This window comes from Arthrobacter sp. DualSoilB13 (assembly GCF_055389195.1).
Window position 1 is genome coordinate 1630195 of the sequence record NZ_AP035865.1, and the last position, 17728, is coordinate 1647922.

Below are 17728 nucleotides of genomic sequence, written 5' to 3' on the forward strand. Positions count from 1 at the left end.
CAACTTCGTGTAAGCTTTTGGAGGTGGTTCGGCCGGACTGCTTAGGTGAGACTCTTCGGAGGAAAACTTAGGCGGAGAACGGTGGAACCAGCGGGCTGTAGCGCAGCTTGGTAGCGCACTTGACTGGGGGTCAAGGGGTCGCAGGTTCAAATCCTGTCAGCCCGACCATAAAGGCCGGAATCACGTGGAAACACGATGATTCCGGCCTTTGGTCGTTAATGGGGGAGTTGGGCTAGACCGCCTGCAATGCGCCCAGTGCCCGCACCAGGGGCTCAAGTTCGGGCACGGTGGCGGCGGCCTCAAGAGCGGAGGCAAGGGTCTGGTCATGCACGGGCTTTGCTGCTTCCAGGAGCTTCTGGCCGGGAAGTGTTAGCTCGGTATAGATGCCGCGGCGGTCGTCCGCACACAGGATGCGGGTGAGCAGGCCGCGGTCCTCAAGCCGGTTGACCAAGCGGGTGGTGGCGCTGCTGGAGAGCGCTGTGGCCCGGGCCAGTTGCTGCATCCGCATGTGCCAGCCGTCCTGGCGGCTGAGCGCGTCCAGCACTGTGTACTCCACTACCGACAGGTCGCTCGACGCCTGGAGGGCCTTCTCGAGCTCCGTTTCGATGCTCCCGTGCAGGGCCGCAAGGGTGCGCCATCCCTGTGCCCGTACTTCGACGGCGTCATCCTTGATGCCCATGTGTCCTGTGCTCCTGACTCGATGTCCTGTGAATCGCGACGCATGGCAAAGTAGTTGCTTGCGCAAGTATCTAGCGTATGCAACTATATATGAAGCGTCTGCAACTATTATTCTACGGTTCCCGTCGACGCACTTCCACTTTTGGCCGGAACCGATCATTTAAGGAGCTCCACATGCCCGCAGGGTTGATTGCCCTTGCCCTCGGCGGATTCGGCATCGGACTGACCGAATTCGTGATCATGGGCCTCTTGCCGGAAGTTGCTGCCGACTTCCAGGTCAGCGAGGCTTCTGCCGGCTGGTTCATCTCCGGCTATGCCCTCAGCGTTACAGTTGGTGCGCTCCTGGTGACGGCTGCTGTGACCAGGCTGCCGCGCAAGCCGGTTCTCATTGGCTTGCTCGTCTTGTTCATCGCCGGCAACTTCTTCTCCGCCGTTGCTGACAGCTACGCGGCCATGATGATTGGCCGTGTGGTCGCTGCGCTGTGCCACGGCGCGTTCTTCGGTATCGGTTCGGTGGTAGCAGCGAGCCTGGTGCCGTCCCACAAGAAGGCCGGAGCCATCGCCATCATGTTCACGGGCCTCACCGCGGCCAACGTCCTCGGCGTTCCCTTCGGCACGTTGCTTGGTCAGAACTTCGGCTGGCGCTCAACTTTCTGGGCGATCACCGCCATCGGAGTTGTAGCCCTGCTCGGCATCGCGCTGATGGTTCCTAAAGCCACCACGGAACCCACCAAGGGGCTCCGCAGCGAGTTGGGCGCCTTCAGGTCAGGACAAGTATGGCTCTCCATCATCGTGACCATCCTTGGATTTGGCGGCATGTTCGGGGCGTTCACCTACATTGCCTTCACTCTTACCGAGGTGTCCGGCTTCGAATCGGGGGCCGTGCCGTGGCTCCTGGTGCTCTTTGGTGGCGGTCTGTTCGTTGGCAACTTCCTGGGCGGCAAGGCCGCGGACAAAGCGTTGGACAAGTCGCTGATCGTGATCCTTTCCGGACTTGTGGCGGTGTTGATCTTCTTCGCCCTCACCGCTTCGAGCAGCATCGCAACACTGGTCTCACTGGCGCTCATGGGTGGATTCGGCTTTGCTACCGTTCCGGGTCTCCAGATGCGCGTGATGCACTTCGCCTCCACGGCACCCACGCTGGCATCGGGTGCAAATATCGGAGCCTTCAACCTGGGGAACGCGCTCGGAGCATGGCTCGGTGGCGTGACCATTACCGCGGGTCTCGGCTACACATCGCCCATCTGGGCCGGCGCCGGCATTACCGTTGCCGCCCTGCTGGTCATGCTGTCCGCGGCTGCAGCAGCACGGCGCGGGGGACCTGCGGCACCTGCTGTAACTCCCGACGTCGAACGCGAACCGCATGGGGCCACCATCGCCTGACGCCGGGGTTTGGTTTCGGGCTCCAAGGCCCGGCCGGGAAACAAAGAAGCCCGCCACGGACAATCCGTGGCGGGCTTCAATGCGTCTCAAGCGGTGTGAGGCGTGGTGACCTGGATTATTTTTACGCCCCAATTGCGCTTTTTCCGAGCTGGTACTTGTACTTGCTCGGTCATGGGTCAATCATGGCAGAGACCCCCAATAGGTACAGGGGAAATGTGCCTATACTTTCAGCGGTGGCCATCAGCACAGGCCGCCGTCGAGGTTCGTAAATGTCCCGATGAAAGGCCACCAGTGAGCAATATTCCGGAAGAACTTTCCTACACCGCAGAACACGAATGGGTGACCGCTCCAGATGCCGACGGCGTTGTGCGCATTGGCATCACCGATTTCGCGCAGGACGCATTGGGCGACGTCGTCTACGCCCAGATGCCCGAGCCTGGCACAAAAATCACCGGCAATGAGGTTGTTGGCGAGGTGGAGTCCACCAAAAGCGTCAGTGACATCTACGCTCCGGTGACCGGCGAAGTCACCAATCGAAATGACGCCCTGGACACTGATCCGGCGTTGATTAACTCCGACCCGTACGGCGAGGGATGGCTCATTGAAGTAAAGCTCGCAGAAGCTGATGCAGTGGATTCCCTGCTCAGTGCATCGGAGTACGAACAACAGGTAGGCTAAAGTTATCTGGCCCGTCAGGCTGCTTTCCATAAACCGGAAAGCGGGACGGCGGGCCAGCAACCGATTTGCCCGGCGGTACCGGGAGGCGGAAGTGCCGGCAGGGTTTGGAACTGCCGGCGGATGAGGAGGAAATTCCATGGTTGGCGACGAACAGAATGAAGCCAATGTCGGGAACGGCGCGGAGGAACAGCCGTCGTCGGAGACCACCTCGATCAGCATTACGCCTACGTGGGACGAGCCGAGCATTGCGCCCAAGTTGGCACCTGAAGAGCGTGCGTCCGTAGACGCGCTTCCGCCGAACTCAGCCCTGCTCATAGCGCACAGCGGCCCCAATGCCGGTGCTCGTTTCCTGTTGGATGCGGACACCACCACGGCGGGACGTCACCCGGATGCTGACATCTTCCTGGACGACGTCACGGTATCGCGCAAGCACGTTCAGTTCATTAGGTCTGAGTCCGGTTTCGAGCTGGTGGATATGGGAAGCCTGAACGGTACATACGTCAATCACGACCGCGTGGACCGCGTGCAGCTGAAGACCGGCAGCGAGGTACAGATCGGCAAGTTCCGGTTGACCTACTACCTGAGCCCTGTTCGCGCAGCAGGCCAAGTCTGACGGGGTATCTGCCTGTGGCTATGGCCCAGCAGGACCGTCGCGGACCGCAGGTCCTGAATATCGGGGAAGTCCTTGCCCAGCTGAGTGAAGACTTTCCCGGTATGACGGCGTCCAAGATCCGGTTCCTTGAGGAAAAGGGACTCATCAATCCCAGGAGGACTCCTGCCGGCTACCGTCAGTATGCAGACAGCGATGTTGAGAGACTCCGCTTCGTCCTGGCCCTTCAGCGTGATCAGTATCTGCCGCTGAAGGTCATCAAGGACTATCTCGACGCAATCGATCGCGGCGAGAGGCCGGAGAATCTCCCTCCCGGTGTCACAGTGTCGCCCCGGGTGGTCTCTGCGGAAATGGCAGCGGAAGTGCAGGGGCGCGCCCGTGCCCTCACGGAAGAGCAGCTGCGTGCCGAGTCGGGCGCAAGCGTGCCGATGCTCGAATCATTGCTGAGCTTCGGGTTGATCAGTCACGTGGGTGGCAAGTTTGACGAACACGCCCTCCAGGTGGCGCGAGCCTGTGTGCAGTTGGAAGGCCACGGACTGGAGCCCCGGCACCTCAGGCCCTTCCAAGCTGCCGCTGAGCGGGAGTTCGGCCTGGTGGAGAGGGCTGTTGCCCCCTTGACCTCTCGACGGGATGCCGCGTCCCAGGCCCGGGCAGCTGAGGCTGCCCGGGAGATCAGTGATCTCTGCCTGACCCTGCACAGGGCCTTGGTGCACGACCGTATCTCACGGATGGACAGCTGATGATCGAAGTCGAAATCGTCGGGGTCCGGATCGAGCTGCCTTCCAATCAGCCGTTGGTGCTGCTTCGAGAGATCAACGGAGAACGCCACGTTCCCATCTGGATTGGAACTCCTGAAGCCAGCGCCATCGCCCTGGCGCAGCAGGGCGTTGTCCCGCCCCGGCCCATGACCCACGATCTCCTGGTGGACGTTGTGGAGTCCTTGGGGCACTCCATCATCAGCGTGAACATTGTGGCCGTGGAGGACAACATCTTCTATGGGCAACTGCAGTTCGACGACGGCACGGTGGTCAGTTCGCGCGCTTCTGACGCGTTGGCCTTGGCGCTGCGTGCCAAGTGCCGCATCTGGTGCGCAGATGCTGTGATGGAGGAAGCCGGCGTTCGTATCACTGAACACGATGAAGGCGAGGATTCGGAGCCGGATCCCGCGGTGGACGAAGAGCGCGAAATGCGCCGGTTCCGGGAGTTCCTGGACGACGTTGAACCGGAAGATTTCGAAGGCTGATCCACCCTAAGCCTAAAGTTGAGGGTGAAACTTTCGACACGACCGGATTTTGCGGCGAAGGTCTTTGACCTCGGCGCTCCACAGGCCTAACGTCGAAGTTATCAAGTTCCCGTTGCATACACTGCCTGCGCAAGTCACACTGGAAGGTGCGGACTTGCGGGAATTACACTGCTGCATTTCGCCGTTGTAACAGGTATGCACCGTCCCCAAGGGAACTGAGAACAAGGAGGTCACGTGAGTCCGAAAGGCGAAGCAGGCGAGCTGAAGCAGTCCTCTGCCGGCATTGCTGCGCCCGCATCCGGCGCCCAGGGTCTGCTCTTCACCGAGGACCTTCCTGTGCTGGACGAGGACGCGGGCTATCGCGGTCCCACTGCCTGCAAAGCGGCAGGCATCACCTACCGCCAATTGGACTACTGGGCGCGTACGGGCTTGGTTGAGCCCGCTGTCCGCGGTGCTGCCGGCTCCGGTTCGCAGCGGCTCTACGGCTTCCGCGACATCCTGGTGCTCAAGGTGGTCAAGCGCCTCCTTGATACCGGCGTGTCACTCCAACAGATCCGCACCGCGGTCGAACACCTCCGCGAGCGGGGCGTTGAGGACCTCGCGCAAATAACGCTGATGAGCGACGGTGCCAGCGTGTACGAATGTACATCTGCTGATGAGGTCATCGACCTCGTCCAGGGCGGACAAGGCGTCTTCGGCATAGCGGTGGGACGTGTATGGCGGGAAGTAGAAGGAAGCCTGGCCGCGTTGCCCAGTGAGCACGCTGGTGAGCAGTCCTTTCCCGACGACGAACTGGGCAAGCGACGCGTCGCGCGGCGCATCAGCTAACAGCTTGCCCGGGAATCAGAATTAGCGATCGAAGGCCTCGTCCCTGCAGGGACGAGGCCTTTTCGATGCTTAAACGTGCTGGTGGCGGCGCCTCATGGTGGCGGCAAACGCTGCCGGCTAGCGCTGGCGACGGTCCCGCACTGCGGATTGATCGGCCAGGAGGTTTTCGAGCAAGCCATCGAAGAGCTTGGCTGCGTTCTTTGCCGAGTCCCCGGGCCAGTGATGAACGGAGTGCGCTGCACCCTGGATCTGCTGCCAGTTGGCTTGTTCCGGAATGTGGGGTGTCAGCAGCAGTTCGCCGAACATGGATTCCATTTCAGCCAAGCGGAAGGTGTGCTCCACGGAGCCGGTCCGAACCCGGTTCGCCACAATCCCTGCCGGGGCCAGGTTGGGAGCGAACTCCTGCCGGAAGAGCTGAATGGCGCGCATGGTACGCTCCGTGCCGGCAACTGAAAAAAGCCCAGGCTCGGCCACGAGGACTACCCGGTCGCTGGCGCTCCACGCCATGCGGGTCAGTCCGTTAAGGGAGGGCGGGCAGTCAATCAGGACGAGCTCGTAGTTGCTGGCACCTGCCAGCACCGCGGAAAGCCTGCGGAGATCGCGCCTGCCCAAATCCGGGCGGTCGTAGATACCTGTGAAGGCCGAACCGACTGCGACGTCCAAGGTGCCGTTGCTTGAGCCGTTGGAAACCCAGCTGCTACCGGCCACATTGCCCGGCAAGTTGGCTTTCCGGGGGCTTTTCAGCATCCGGCCAATGTCCAATTGTCCGCCTGGCTGAACGCCAAGTGCGGTGGTGGCATCGGCGTGCGGATCGAGATCCACCACCAATGTGGATATTCCTGCTGCGAGGGCCGCGGACGCCAGACCGGTGGTTACGGACGTCTTTCCCACTCCACCCTTGAGGCTGCTGATGCTGACTACTTGCACTTGAAAACCCAAAACCTAACGCCGGTTGCCGTATCGCGCTGATTCGCTCCGGAAGCGCCGGAGCCGGGGCTTGCCGAAGCCCCCTCAACATCATATGGTGCATCGCGTCTGATTCCCGCTTTCTACGCGCCCGACCGCCCAGGGATCAGGTTCGCCACTAGCACGCCGTCGGATCGCGCGCACGCATATACAGCCCACATGACGAATCCTTTGTGATGGTTGCCACAAAGATTTGTGTTTGATGCTGGCGGCACTACACACTGTGACCACCGACCGATCCACCCGCAATGATGCAGGAGAAGTATGTTTTCGAAAATTCTGGTGGCCAATCGCGGCGAAATCGCGATCAGGGCGTTTCGCGCTGGTTATGAACTGGGCGCCAAGACCGTAGCAGTCTTTCCGCATGAGGACCGTAACTCGATCCACCGGCAGAAGGCCGACGAAGCTTACCTGATCGGCGAGGTGGGTCATCCCGTCCGCGCCTACCTGGACGTAGAGGAGGTTGTCCGCGTCGCCAAAGAAGCCGGCGCTGACGCCATTTACCCCGGCTACGGCTTCCTCTCCGAGAACCCGGACCTCGCCCGTGCTGCCAAGGCGGCAGGAATTACTTTTGTGGGTCCGCCGGCGGAGGTACTGGAGCTGGCAGGTAACAAGGTTGCCGCTTTGGAGGCCGCCCGCAAGGCCGGCGTCCCTGTCCTAAAGTCGAGCAAGCCCTCCAAGGACCTGGAGGAGCTCATCGCCGCAGCTGACGAGATCGGCTTCCCGATCTTCGCCAAGGCCGTCGCCGGCGGTGGCGGCCGCGGAATGCGGCGCGTGGAGACGCGCGAGGCCCTCCCCGAAGCTTTGCAGTCCGCCATGCGCGAAGCTGATGCGGCTTTTGGTGATCCCACCATGTTCCTTGAGCAGGCAGTCCTGCGTCCCCGCCACATTGAAGTGCAGATCCTGGCGGATGCTGAAGGCAACGTCATGCATCTCTTCGAGCGTGATTGTTCGCTACAGCGCCGTCACCAGAAAGTGGTGGAAATCGCGCCTGCACCCAACCTGGATGAGAACATCCGCCAGGCTCTGTACCGGGATGCTGTGGCCTTCGCCAAGGCCCTGAACTATGTCAACGCCGGAACCGTCGAGTTCCTCGTGGACACCGAAGGGGAGCGGGCCGGACAGCACGTCTTCATTGAAATGAACCCCCGCATCCAGGTTGAGCACACCGTCACTGAGGAAATCACCGATGTGGACCTCGTCCAGGCACAGATGCGCATCGCTTCAGGGGAAACCCTCGCGGACCTGGGGCTGAGCCAGGACTCGGTGTTCATCAAGGGTGCTGCGCTGCAGTGCCGTATCACCACAGAGGATCCCTCCAACGGCTTCCGTCCTGACGTTGGAAAGATCACCGGCTACCGTTCTGCCGGTGGCGCCGGGGTCAGGCTCGACGGCGGTACGGTCTACTCGGGTGCCGAGATCAGCCCGCACTTCGACTCCATGCTGGTGAAGCTGACCTGCCGTGGCCGTGATTATCCTGCAGCCGTAGCCCGCGCACGTCGTGGTTTGGCTGAGTTCCGTATCCGTGGCGTGTCCACCAACATCCCGTTCCTGCAGGCGGTTCTTGCGGACCCGGACTTCAACGCCGGAAACGTGGCCACAGACTTCATCGACAAGCGCCCTGAGCTGCTCAAGTCACACATCTCTGCGGACCGCGGAACCAAGCTGCTGACGTGGCTTGCCGAGGTTACCGTGAACAAGCCAAACGGTGAACTCACGGTTCATTCGGACCCTGCCAGCAAGCTGCCCGCGATCGATGGCCCGGTTCCCACCTCGGGTTCGCGCCAGAAGCTGATCGAACTGGGACCGGAGGGCTTCGCCAAGGCGCTGCGGGAGCAGCAGGCACTGGCCGTCACGGACACCACTTTCCGTGACGCCCACCAGTCCCTGCTGGCAACGCGCGTCCGTACCCGCGATCTCGTGGCAGCAGGCCCGGCAGTGACGGCGCTGATGCCGGAGCTGCTTTCCGTGGAGGCCTGGGGCGGCGCAACGTACGACGTCGCGCTCCGCTTCCTCGGTGAGGACCCGTGGGACCGTTTGGCTGCTTTGCGCAAGGCTTTGCCGAACACTTGTATCCAGATGCTGCTCCGCGGCCGCAACACGGTGGGCTACACCCCGTACCCGGAAGAAGTGACGGAGGCTTTCGTCAACGAGGCCGCCGCTACGGGCATCGACATCTTCCGCATCTTTGACGCCCTCAACGACGTCAACCAGATGGCCCCCGCCATCCGGGCCGTGCGTGCAACCGGGACTGCCGTCGCAGAAGTTGCCCTCTGCTACACGGGCAACCTCCTGGATCCGAACGAGGACCTGTACACCCTCGACTACTACCTGGACCTCGCCCAGAAGATCGTTGACGCCGGTGCCCACATCCTTGCCATCAAGGACATGGCTGGACTCCTGCGTCCGGCCGCCGCAGCGAAGCTGGTGACAGCCCTGCGTGAGCGCTTCGACCTGCCCGTGCACCTGCACACGCACGACACCGCGGGCGGTCAGCTTGCCACGTTGCTGGCAGCTGTTGACGCTGGTGTGGACGCCGTTGACGTGGCAGCGGCTTCCCTGGCCGGCACCACCAGCCAGCCCGCGGCGTCTGCCTTGGTTGCTGCCTTGGCCAATACGCCCCGCGACACCGGGCTGAGCCTGGCCAACGTTGGCGCGCTCGAGCCCTACTGGGAAGCTGTACGCCGCGTCTACGCCCCCTTCGAGTCCGGTCTTCCGGGTCCCACAGGACGCGTCTACCAGCACGAAATCCCCGGTGGCCAGCTCTCCAACCTTCGCCAACAGGCCATCGCCCTTGGTCTTGGTGAGCAGTTTGAGGCCATCGAGGACATGTACACGGCGGCCGACCGCATCCTTGGCCGCTTGGTGAAGGTCACACCGTCCTCCAAGGTGGTGGGCGATCTCGCGTTGCACCTCGTCGGACTCAACGCCGATCCCGCGGATTTCAACGAGAACCCGCAGAACTACGACATCCCGGATTCTGTCATTGGGTTCCTCTCCGGCGAACTCGGTGATCCTCCCGGAGGCTGGCCCGAGCCGTTCCGCACCAAGGCCCTTCAAGGCCGCAGCGTCAAGGTGCGCGACGTCGAGATCAGTGCCGAGGACAGTGCAGCGCTGAAGGGCGACTCCAAGACGCGACAGCACACGCTGAACCGTTTGCTCTTCGCCGGACCCACCAAGGATTACCTGAAGAGCGTGGACACCTACGGGAACATCTCCGTGCTGGATACCCGTGACTACCTGTACGGCCTCCAGCAGGGCGCAGAGCACGTCATCGAGTTGGAGAAGGGCGTTCGCCTCATTGCCCAGCTTGAGGCTGTCTCGGAAGCTGACGAGAAGGGCATGCGCACCGTGATGTGCACGCTCAACGGGCAGTCCCGACCGGTGGTTGTGCGTGACCGTTCAGTGGTCAGCAATGTCAAGGCAGCTGAGAAGGCGGATCCGGCACAGCCTGGTCAGGTTGCCGCCCCGTTTGCCGGCGCAGTTACCGTCACCGTCAAGGTGGGCGATGCCGTCAACGTCGGCGATACCGTTGCCACCATTGAAGCCATGAAGATGGAAGCTTCCATCACGGCGCCGGTTGCCGGCACGGTCTCGCGCCTTGCCATCTCCTCGGTAGAGCAGGTCCAGGGTGGGGACTTGCTGCTGGTGATCGGCTAGCAATCAGCACCAAAAAGTACCCCGTCCGGAATCCGGACGGGGTACTTTTTTATGATTCGTTGTGGCTACGAAGCGCGGGGCGTTGTGTACATTTCCTCAATGACGGCGTCGAAGTCCTTCATGACCTGTGCACGCTTGACCTTGAGGGACGGCGTCAGGTGCCCTGAGGCTTCAGTGAAGTCTGCCGGGACGATCCTGAAGGACTTGATGGCCTCGGCCTGGGAAACGGACTGGTTGGCCTTGCTGATGAGCTCCTGGACTGCGGCCTTCACTACTGCGTGGTCAGTGGCTTCTGCAAGAGTGGTGCTTGCGGGCAGTCCGTGACGGTCCAGCCAGCCCGGGAGCGCTTCCTCATCCAGGGTGACCAAGGCGCCGATGAACGGTCGATTGTCGCCCACCACCAGAACCTGGGAAACCAAAGCATCCGCGCGGATCTGATCTTCCAGCAGGGCAGGAACCACGTTCTTCCCGCTGGCGGTAACGATGATTTCCTTCTTGCGGCCAGTGATCTTGAGGAAGCCGTTGTTGTCCAGTTCTCCAATGTCACCGGTACGGAACCAGCCGTCGGTGAACGTTTCGGCCGTCAGGTCTTCGCGGTTGTAGTAGCCCCGCATGACGCAAACGCCCTTGGCAAGGATTTCGCCGTCGTCGGCAATCTTCACGGAGTTGCCCGGCAACGGGGCGCCGACGGTGCCGATCCTGATCATGGACGGCGTGTTCACCGAGATCGGGGCGGTGGTCTCCGTCAGGCCGTAGCCCTCCAGGATCTGCAGGCCGATGCCTTGGAAGAAGTGGCCCAGGCGTTCACCCAAGGGGCCGCCGCCTGAGACGGCGTGCGCGACATTACCGCCCATGGCGGCGCGGAGCTTCCCATACACGAGTTTGTCGAAGACGGCATGCTTGAGCTTCAGTCCAAGACCCAGCGAACCGGCTTCGCGTGCCTTGGAATAGGCGATTGCCGTATCCACTGCGCGGTGGAAGATGGCACCCTTGCCGCCGTCCTCCGCCTTGGTCAGTGCCGAGTTGTACACCTTCTCAAAGACCCTGGGTACAGCCAGGATGAACGTCGGCTGGAAGCTCTGCAGGTCAGCCAGCAGATTCTTGATATCCGGGGTATGTGCCACCTGGACGCCGCCGGCCACAGCCAGCACGGAAATAAAACGGGCGAAGACGTGGGCGAGGGGGAGGAACATGATGGTCTTGCCGGACTCGTTGATGATCTCAGGCAAGGAAGCGCGGGCGTTTTCGGACAGTTCCACAAAGTTGCCGTGCGTCAACTCGCAGCCTTTGGGCCTGCCCGTCGTGCCGGAGGTGTAGATGATCGTTGCGAGATCCTTGAGGCCGGCCGATGAACGGCGGGACTCGAGTTCGTCGTCGGGGACGCCGGCGCCTGCAGCGCGTAGGGCGTCGAGTCCGGCGCCTTCAAGCTGCCAGACATTGGCCACGGACGTAATGTCCTCCGCGGCAACAGCCTGGCGAATGATGTCCTCGTGGTGGGCCGCTTCGCCGAAGGCGGCAACAGCCCCGGAGTCGCCGAGGTTCCATGCCACCTGTGAGGGAGAGGACGTTTCGTAGATCGGTACGGAAACAGCTCCGGCAAACCAAATGGCGAAGTCCACAAGGGACCACTCGTAGCGCGTACGGGACATGATGCCCACGCGGTCGCCCACAGCAACGCCGCTGGCGATGAGTCCCTTTGCCAGGGCCCTGACGTCTGCAAGGAAGTCCTTGGCACGGATGTCCTGCCACTGTCCAGCCTTATCCAGCTTGGAGAAGAGGGCAGGGTTGGACGCTTTCGCTGCCTCGCGGATCACGAAGTCCGTGATGTTGGTTTCCGGGGCAATATTCACGAGGGGAGGAACACTTATTTCACGCACGGTAGCTCCTTTGATATCCACGGGCCACGAGGGGCTGCTTTCACTCTAGTATGCCCGCTCGCGGTGGTGTGTTCTATTTCACCTACTGGCGAGTAACTTTACGGATCGGCAGTCATTTCAAGCAAATGGGAGCCTTCGGGCCCGTGGAATGCGAATGCGGCCATGCCCTGCGGAATAAGATGATGGGATGCCCGCACTACGGTCCACTTCCCTGGTCAGACCCAAGCCCCCGGCCTCGGCATGGAGGGATGCGCCCTGGGCCGCCCGCCGGACCCATTTAGGTCGCCGTGGCCTGGCGATCGGGATTGACATCGGCGGCACTAAAGTGGCCGCGGGCGTCGTGGATGCCGAGGGTCGGGTCCTCGCCGAGGCCCGCAGGTCCACGCCCGGCGCGGACCCCCGTGCAGTCGAGCGGACCATCGTGGAACTTGTAGAAGAACTCAGCGCAGGCCACCGGATCGCCACGGTGGGAATCGGCGCCGCCGGTTGGATGGACCTCGACGGCGGCACGGTGCTGTTCAGCCCGCATCTCGCCTGGCGTAACGAGCCCCTGAGGGACAGCCTCCAGAAATTGTTGAGGCGTCCGGTCCTGCTGACCAACGACGCCGACGCCGCCGCGTGGGCGGAATGGCGGTTTGGTGCAGGTCAGGGCGAAAGTCGCCTGGTGTGCATCACCTTGGGCACGGGCATCGGCGGAGCCATGGTCATGGATGGCCGCGTGGAACGGGGGCGCTACGGCGTGGCCGGGGAATTCGGGCACCAGATCATTTTCCCGGGGGGACACCGCTGCGAATGCGGCAACCGCGGATGCTGGGAACAGTACGCCTCCGGAAACGCCCTGGGGCGGGAAGCCAGGCAACTGGTGCGAACCAACTCCCCGGCAGGTTGCGCGCTCTTGGAAAAGGCGGGCGGCACCGCAGAAAACCTGTCCGGGGCGGCCGTGACCGCGCTGGCGCTGGAGGGTGATGCCACCTCGCGTGAGCTCATTGCCGACCAAGGCGAATGGCTGGGTTTGGGGTTGGCCAACCTCGCCGCAGCGCTGGACCCCGGAATGTTCGTCATCGGCGGCGGGCTCTGCGATGCGGGGGAGTTGCTCGCAGGGCCGGCCAGGGAATCGTTCGCTAAAAACCTGACCGGGCGGGGTTTCCGGCCCATGGCCAGGATAGAGCTGGCGGCACTCGGTCCGCGCGCCGGCATGATCGGTGCGGCAGACCTTTCCCGGGTCAGCGGCCGGGCGCGGAGCTAGCAACTAGAGGCGGGCGCCGTCGTCGTCCTCATTCTTCTCCTGCGGAAGCCGCGTAATCAGGTAAATCACCGACGCCACAAAAACTGCCACGATGCCCAAAGTGGCCGTCAGCGGGGCAGACCTCCAGAACATGGCAGTGAAGAGCAGCGCGAGCGGCCCGCCCACAGCACCAACCCATGCCAGCATGACCAGTGGCTCAGTTCCCGCCAGGCTTGGGGGCTCTTCGGGAACGAACGTATGGTCCTCGTCCTCCACCTCGAAGTCCCGGGGCCCGGGCGGTCTGCCGGGTGCCTCGGCGTCTGTGCGCGCCGCTGCCGGATCGGGTATCGGTTGCTGCGCCGGGGTGGAGAGGCCCAGCGGATCGAAGTCCTTGAAAGACTTCCCGTGCCCTGGCATTAACTGCCGGGGATCTGCGTCCTGGATCCCGTAGCTGTCCGCGGGAGGTGCCCCTGCCGGGCCGGACTCTGTGGCCTCCAACCGGGCCACCAGATCCTGCCACACGGCGTCGTCGTCCTTATTGGCGCTTTGATCAGCGGAATTGGGGTCAGGCCTGTTCATGGGTTGTGTCCTTTTCGGAGAAAAGCCCGGGACCTGCCAAGGCCGCTACGGTCTTTTGCATGAACTCGACAGACCCGGCAAAAATTTCCGGCGCATCATTATCAAGGGTGGCCACATGGCGGCTGTTATGGAGGTAGCTGACGTCCACTGGTGCCTGAACCCGGGAACGGAGGAGTTCCAGGCTCGCGTTCGAAATCACGTTGTCCACCGTTGACTTATAGACCAGGACGGGTGAGCTGATGCGGGGCAGGATGGCCGCCGTATCTTTGTACATCTTCTTGAGCTGATGCGCGGCCGCGACTGGTGTTCTGGTGTAGGCGCCCTCGTCCTGATCCGGTTTGAGGATGTCGTTGGCGATCGCCGGAGTGGTTTTCACCACGTACTTGAGCGCGGCTACGATCACAGCCCGGGGATCGTCCAGGACCAGCCCGGGGTTCACCACCACCGTCCCTGCGACAGGACGGGTGGCCGCGATCCGCAATGCCAACGTTCCACCCATGGACAGTCCCGCAGAGAAAACGTAGTCGCACTCGGAAGCCAGCTCGAGATAAGCATCGTCCACGGCACGATGCCACTCCCGCCATGAGCGGGTGGCCATATCCTGCCACGACGTGCCGTGCCCGGGCAGCAAAGGCAGCCTCACGGCATAGCCCGCCTCAGCAAGGTGTTGGGCCCACGGCCTGACGCTGTGGGGGCTCCCCGTGAACCCGTGGGACAGGACTACGCCAACGCGCGGCCCAACCCCATTCCAGCTGCTATGGAACGGCGAGAAATCCGGGAGCATTTTCATGATGACTCTGAGGCTACTCTGTCACCGGCGTGCTGACGGAAAAAGTGGGCCGATTCTTCAAAAATGGTGGGTGCGTCAACATCCAAGGTGGCCACATGCCCGCTGTGGGGGAGGGTGACTACTCTCAGGCGCGAGGATGAAATGTACTTGCTGATGGTGGCCACTGAACTGGGCGGGATGACGCCATCTACCGAGGATTTGAACACCAGGGCGGGGGCCTCAACATGGGGCAAACCCCGGGTGGCCGCGCGGAAAAGCTTCTTGAGTTCATGCACCGACTGCAGTGATGTCTTGGAATAGTCGCCGGTTTCAGCGGTGGCCGGTGCTGGTGAGTCCTCCTCTATGGGAGTGGTGGTCCTCATGACGTACTTGAGGGCGCCCACGTACTTCACCCTGCGGTCATAAAAGCTGAGGCCCGGGTTGACCAGAACCAGCCCGGAAACATCGTGCAGTGAGGCTACCCGAAGGGCAAGTGCGCCTCCCATGGACAGCCCTGCCACAAAACAGCTCTCCGTCTTGGAGGCGAGGTCCACATAGCTCTGCTCGAAGGTCCGGTACCAGTCCTGCCAACGCGTGGTGGCCAGGTCCTGCCAACTGGTTCCGTGGCCGGGGAGCAGAGGCACGGAAACAGCAAATCCCTGGGAGGCCAAGTACTCAGCCCAAGGGAGCATGCTGAGCGGGCTTCCTGTGAATCCATGGCAAATCGCCACGCCTGTGGAGGCATTGGGTCCATGCCCCTCATGGTGGAATGCGAGCGGCGCAGCGGGTAGAGAGCGTTCCGTCATGTGTCCCATCGTGTCACTTCTCCGGACATTTCTCACTGGAGTAGGGTTGCTGTTGAGTGCCGGCCGGATTGCCCGGATGCATGCCAACCATTCGGCCGTGAGAGGACAAACGTGTTCTATTGGGTCATGAAGAGGATCTTTCTTGGTCCCATCCTCAAGCTCCTGTTCCGTCCCTGGGTCAAGGGACTGGACAACGTTCCTGAAAGCGGCGCCGCCATCCTGGCGTCCAACCACTTGTCCTTCTCGGATTCCATCTTCCTGCCCCTGATGGTTCACCGCCCTGTGATCTTCCTGGCCAAGTCCGAGTACTTCACGGGAAAAGGGCTCAAAGGCCGGCTCACTGCGCTGTTTTTCCGTCTGAGCAACCAATTGCCCATGGACCGTTCGGGAGGCGCGGCCTCGGAAATGTCGCTGCAAGCCGGCAAGGACGTCCTGAACTCCGGGGGCCTGCTGGGGATTTATCCGGAAGGCACACGCAGCCCGGACGCCAGGCTTTACCGTGGGAAAGTGGGCGTAGCCAAGCTGGCCCTGCAGACACGCGTACCTGTGGTGCCGGTGGCCATGATCGGCACGGAGAAGGTCCAGCCCATCGGTAAACGTCTCCCGAACATCCGCCGGATCGGGCTCATTTTTGGGCAGCCCTTGGATTTCAGCCGTTATTACGGCATGGAGGATGACCGCCTGATCCAGAGGGCCGTGACCGATGAGATCATGTACGAATTGATGCGGCTCTCCGGGCAGGAGTACGTGGACGAGTACGCAGCAGTTGTTAAGGCCCAGCTGGCCGGTAAGGGCCCCGAACCGGTCCACAAGATTGAGGTTGCAGAAGAGGCTGCCGCGGACATTGCCGAAAACATCGATGTTCCCCGCAGCGACGGGACCGGATCAACGCCGGGACTGTGACGCATGCGGCGGCATCGGTTACGTCTGCAGTCCCGCAACCTTGCTGCGGGCTACTACTCTTGAAGGGTGACTGAGCTAACCGCGAACACCGCACCCTCCGCAGCAGATCCCCTCGCCAGCACCGCCCAAAGCGGGGCGGCAAACTACCCCGGGCTTGACGCCTGGCGGGACCTGCCGATTTCCCAGCAGCCCACGTGGTCGAACACTGACGTCTTCAAGGCTTCCGTCAAGGAACTCTCCGCAGTGCCGCCCTTGGTCTTCGCCGGTGAAGTGGACGTTCTGAGGGAGCGCTTGGCCGCTGCTGCCCAGGGCAAGGCTTTCCTCCTGCAGGGTGGCGACTGTGCTGAGACTTTTGAGGCTGCAACTGCAGACAAAATCAGTGCCAGGGTCAAGACGATTCTCCAGATGGCAGTTGTCCTCACGTACGGCGCTGCCATGCCCGTGATCAAGATGGGGCGGATGGCCGGACAGTTCGCGAAGCCCCGCTCCTCCAATGACGAGACCCGCGACGGCGTAACGCTTCCCGCTTACCGTGGGGACATCGTCAACGGCTATGATTTCACCCCCGAATCCCGTGCTCACGACGCTGGCAGGATGCTTCAGGCGTACCACACGTCCGCTTCCACACTGAACCTGATCCGGGCCTTCACCCAGGGCGGTTTCGCTGATCTTCGCCTCGTTCACCAGTGGAACAAGGGGTTCACCGAGAACCCGGCACATGCACGCTACGAATCGTTGGCGCGGGACATCGACCGTGCCATCAGCTTCATGGACTCCTGTGGCGCCGACTTCGAAGCACTGAAGCGCGTTGAGTTCTTTGCCAGCCACGAAGCATTGCTGCTCGACTATGAGCGCGCACTGACACGCATCGATTCGCGGACCGGACTGCCTTATGACACTTCCGCGCACTTCCTGTGGATCGGCGAGAGGACCCGCGAACTGGACCACGCCCACGTGGACTTCCTGTCCCGGGTGCGGAACCCCATCGGCGTTAAGCTTGGCCCCACCACCAGCGGTGATGACGCCCTGCGCCTCATCGACAAACTGGACCCCAACCGCGAACCGGGCCGCCTCACGTTCATCACCCGCATGGGCGCCGGCAACATCCGCGAGAAGCTGCCTGCCGTCGTCGAACGCGTCACTGCATCCGGCGCGCAGGTGCTGTGGGTGACTGACCCGATGCACGGCAATACGGTCACCTCGCCGAACGGTTACAAGACGCGCAACTTCGATGACGTCATTGATGAGGTGCGCGGCTTCTTCGAGGTCCACCAGGCCCTGGGAACGGTCCCCGGCGGACTCCACGTTGAAATGACCGGCGATGACGTTGCTGAGTGCCTGGGTGGTGCTGATCCTATCGACCAGGACGCTTTCCTGGACCGCTATGAGTCGGTGTGCGATCCCCGCCTGAACCACATGCAGTCCCTTGAGATGGCCTTCCTCGTAGCCGGAGCCCTCTCCAAGAAGTAGGGATGTAACAAAGGCGCGGTCCGGATTATCCGGGCCGCGCCTTTTGTTTATGG

16 protein-coding genes and 1 tRNA gene are annotated in these 17728 nt (G+C 62.3%); 11 read left to right on the forward strand and 6 right to left on the reverse strand.

The window, feature by feature from the left end:
- The first annotated feature begins 91 nt into the window (after positions 1-91).
- Positions 92-168, forward strand: a tRNA-Pro gene (locus ACZ5J0_RS07570).
- Between the two features lie 64 nt (positions 169-232).
- On the opposite strand, the gene ACZ5J0_RS07575 is transcribed toward ACZ5J0_RS07570, so the two are convergent.
- The gene (locus tag ACZ5J0_RS07575) at positions 233-679 is read right to left on the reverse strand and encodes a MarR family winged helix-turn-helix transcriptional regulator (protein WP_166842727.1); all 447 of its coding nucleotides are present in this window, start codon (positions 677-679) and stop codon (positions 233-235) included.
- Between the two features lie 173 nt (positions 680-852).
- Here ACZ5J0_RS07575 and ACZ5J0_RS07580 point away from each other — a divergent pair, with 173 nt between their 5' ends.
- The 6 genes from ACZ5J0_RS07580 to ACZ5J0_RS07605 all read left to right on the forward strand — a co-directional run bounded on the left by ACZ5J0_RS07580 (position 853) and on the right by ACZ5J0_RS07605 (position 5420).
- Entirely contained in the window at positions 853-2061 is a 1209-nt protein-coding gene (locus ACZ5J0_RS07580; protein ID WP_250821543.1) for an MFS transporter, read from the forward strand.
- A 291-nt stretch (positions 2062-2352) separates the two neighbouring features.
- Entirely contained in the window at positions 2353-2739 is a 387-nt protein-coding gene (gene gcvH / locus ACZ5J0_RS07585) for a glycine cleavage system protein GcvH (protein ID WP_011774387.1), read from the forward strand.
- 136 nt (positions 2740-2875) lie between these two features.
- A complete protein-coding gene (locus ACZ5J0_RS07590; RefSeq protein WP_464094517.1) occupies positions 2876-3352 on the forward strand; it encodes an FHA domain-containing protein in 477 nt (158 codons plus the stop codon).
- Between the two features lie 20 nt (positions 3353-3372).
- Positions 3373-4089: a transcriptional regulator FtsR gene (ftsR, locus tag ACZ5J0_RS07595; protein WP_166842729.1), complete on the forward strand. Its 717-nt coding sequence runs from the start codon at positions 3373-3375 to the stop codon at positions 4087-4089.
- Positions 4089-4592: a bifunctional nuclease family protein gene (locus ACZ5J0_RS07600; protein ID WP_017200817.1), complete on the forward strand. Its 504-nt coding sequence runs from the start codon at positions 4089-4091 to the stop codon at positions 4590-4592. Before ftsR ends, ACZ5J0_RS07600 begins: the two co-directional genes overlap by 1 nt.
- Before the next feature lie 234 nt (positions 4593-4826).
- Positions 4827-5420 (forward strand): MerR family transcriptional regulator, encoded by a 594-nt coding sequence (locus ACZ5J0_RS07605; RefSeq protein ID WP_142939553.1) that lies wholly within the window; start codon positions 4827-4829, stop codon positions 5418-5420.
- Positions 5421-5537: 117 nt separating this feature from the next.
- On the opposite strand, the gene ACZ5J0_RS07610 is transcribed toward ACZ5J0_RS07605, so the two are convergent.
- Complete coding sequence (locus tag ACZ5J0_RS07610) at positions 5538-6347, reverse strand: ParA family protein (RefSeq protein WP_223942276.1); 810 nt, start codon at positions 6345-6347, stop codon at positions 5538-5540.
- A gap of 303 nt (positions 6348-6650) precedes the next feature.
- Between ACZ5J0_RS07610 and ACZ5J0_RS07615 the strand changes: the two genes are divergently transcribed.
- Entirely contained in the window at positions 6651-10046 is a 3396-nt protein-coding gene (locus tag ACZ5J0_RS07615) for a pyruvate carboxylase (RefSeq protein WP_464094518.1), read from the forward strand.
- A gap of 65 nt (positions 10047-10111) precedes the next feature.
- On the opposite strand, the gene ACZ5J0_RS07620 is transcribed toward ACZ5J0_RS07615, so the two are convergent.
- Positions 10112-11923: an AMP-dependent synthetase/ligase gene (locus ACZ5J0_RS07620; protein ID WP_464094519.1), complete on the reverse strand. Its 1812-nt coding sequence runs from the start codon at positions 11921-11923 to the stop codon at positions 10112-10114.
- 187 nt (positions 11924-12110) lie between these two features.
- On the opposite strand from ACZ5J0_RS07620, the gene ACZ5J0_RS07625 reads away from it, so the two are divergent.
- Entirely contained in the window at positions 12111-13169 is a 1059-nt protein-coding gene (locus ACZ5J0_RS07625; protein WP_464094520.1) for an ROK family protein, read from the forward strand.
- Positions 13170-13172: 3 nt separating this feature from the next.
- On the opposite strand, the gene ACZ5J0_RS07630 is transcribed toward ACZ5J0_RS07625, so the two are convergent.
- The 3 genes from ACZ5J0_RS07630 to ACZ5J0_RS07640 are packed head-to-tail and all read right to left on the reverse strand — an operon-like array spanning position 13173 to position 15302.
- Positions 13173-13727, reverse strand: a complete 555-nt coding sequence (locus tag ACZ5J0_RS07630) for a hypothetical protein (protein ID WP_142939548.1) — start codon at positions 13725-13727, stop codon at positions 13173-13175.
- Complete coding sequence (locus ACZ5J0_RS07635) at positions 13714-14517, reverse strand: alpha/beta hydrolase (RefSeq protein WP_166842731.1); 804 nt, start codon at positions 14515-14517, stop codon at positions 13714-13716. The genes ACZ5J0_RS07630 and ACZ5J0_RS07635 overlap by 14 nt, the downstream gene beginning before the upstream one ends.
- A complete protein-coding gene (locus tag ACZ5J0_RS07640) occupies positions 14514-15302 on the reverse strand; it encodes an alpha/beta hydrolase (RefSeq protein ID WP_142939546.1) in 789 nt (262 codons plus the stop codon). The genes ACZ5J0_RS07635 and ACZ5J0_RS07640 overlap by 4 nt, the downstream gene beginning before the upstream one ends.
- A 111-nt stretch (positions 15303-15413) precedes the next feature.
- On the opposite strand from ACZ5J0_RS07640, the gene ACZ5J0_RS07645 reads away from it, so the two are divergent.
- Positions 15414-16205 (forward strand): lysophospholipid acyltransferase family protein, encoded by a 792-nt coding sequence (locus tag ACZ5J0_RS07645; RefSeq protein WP_166842732.1) that lies wholly within the window; start codon positions 15414-15416, stop codon positions 16203-16205.
- Positions 16206-16271: 66 nt separating this feature from the next.
- Positions 16272-17675, forward strand: coding sequence for a class II 3-deoxy-7-phosphoheptulonate synthase (locus ACZ5J0_RS07650; protein WP_166842733.1), 1404 nt, complete (start codon positions 16272-16274; stop codon positions 17673-17675).
- The last annotated feature ends 53 nt before the right edge of the window (positions 17676-17728 follow it).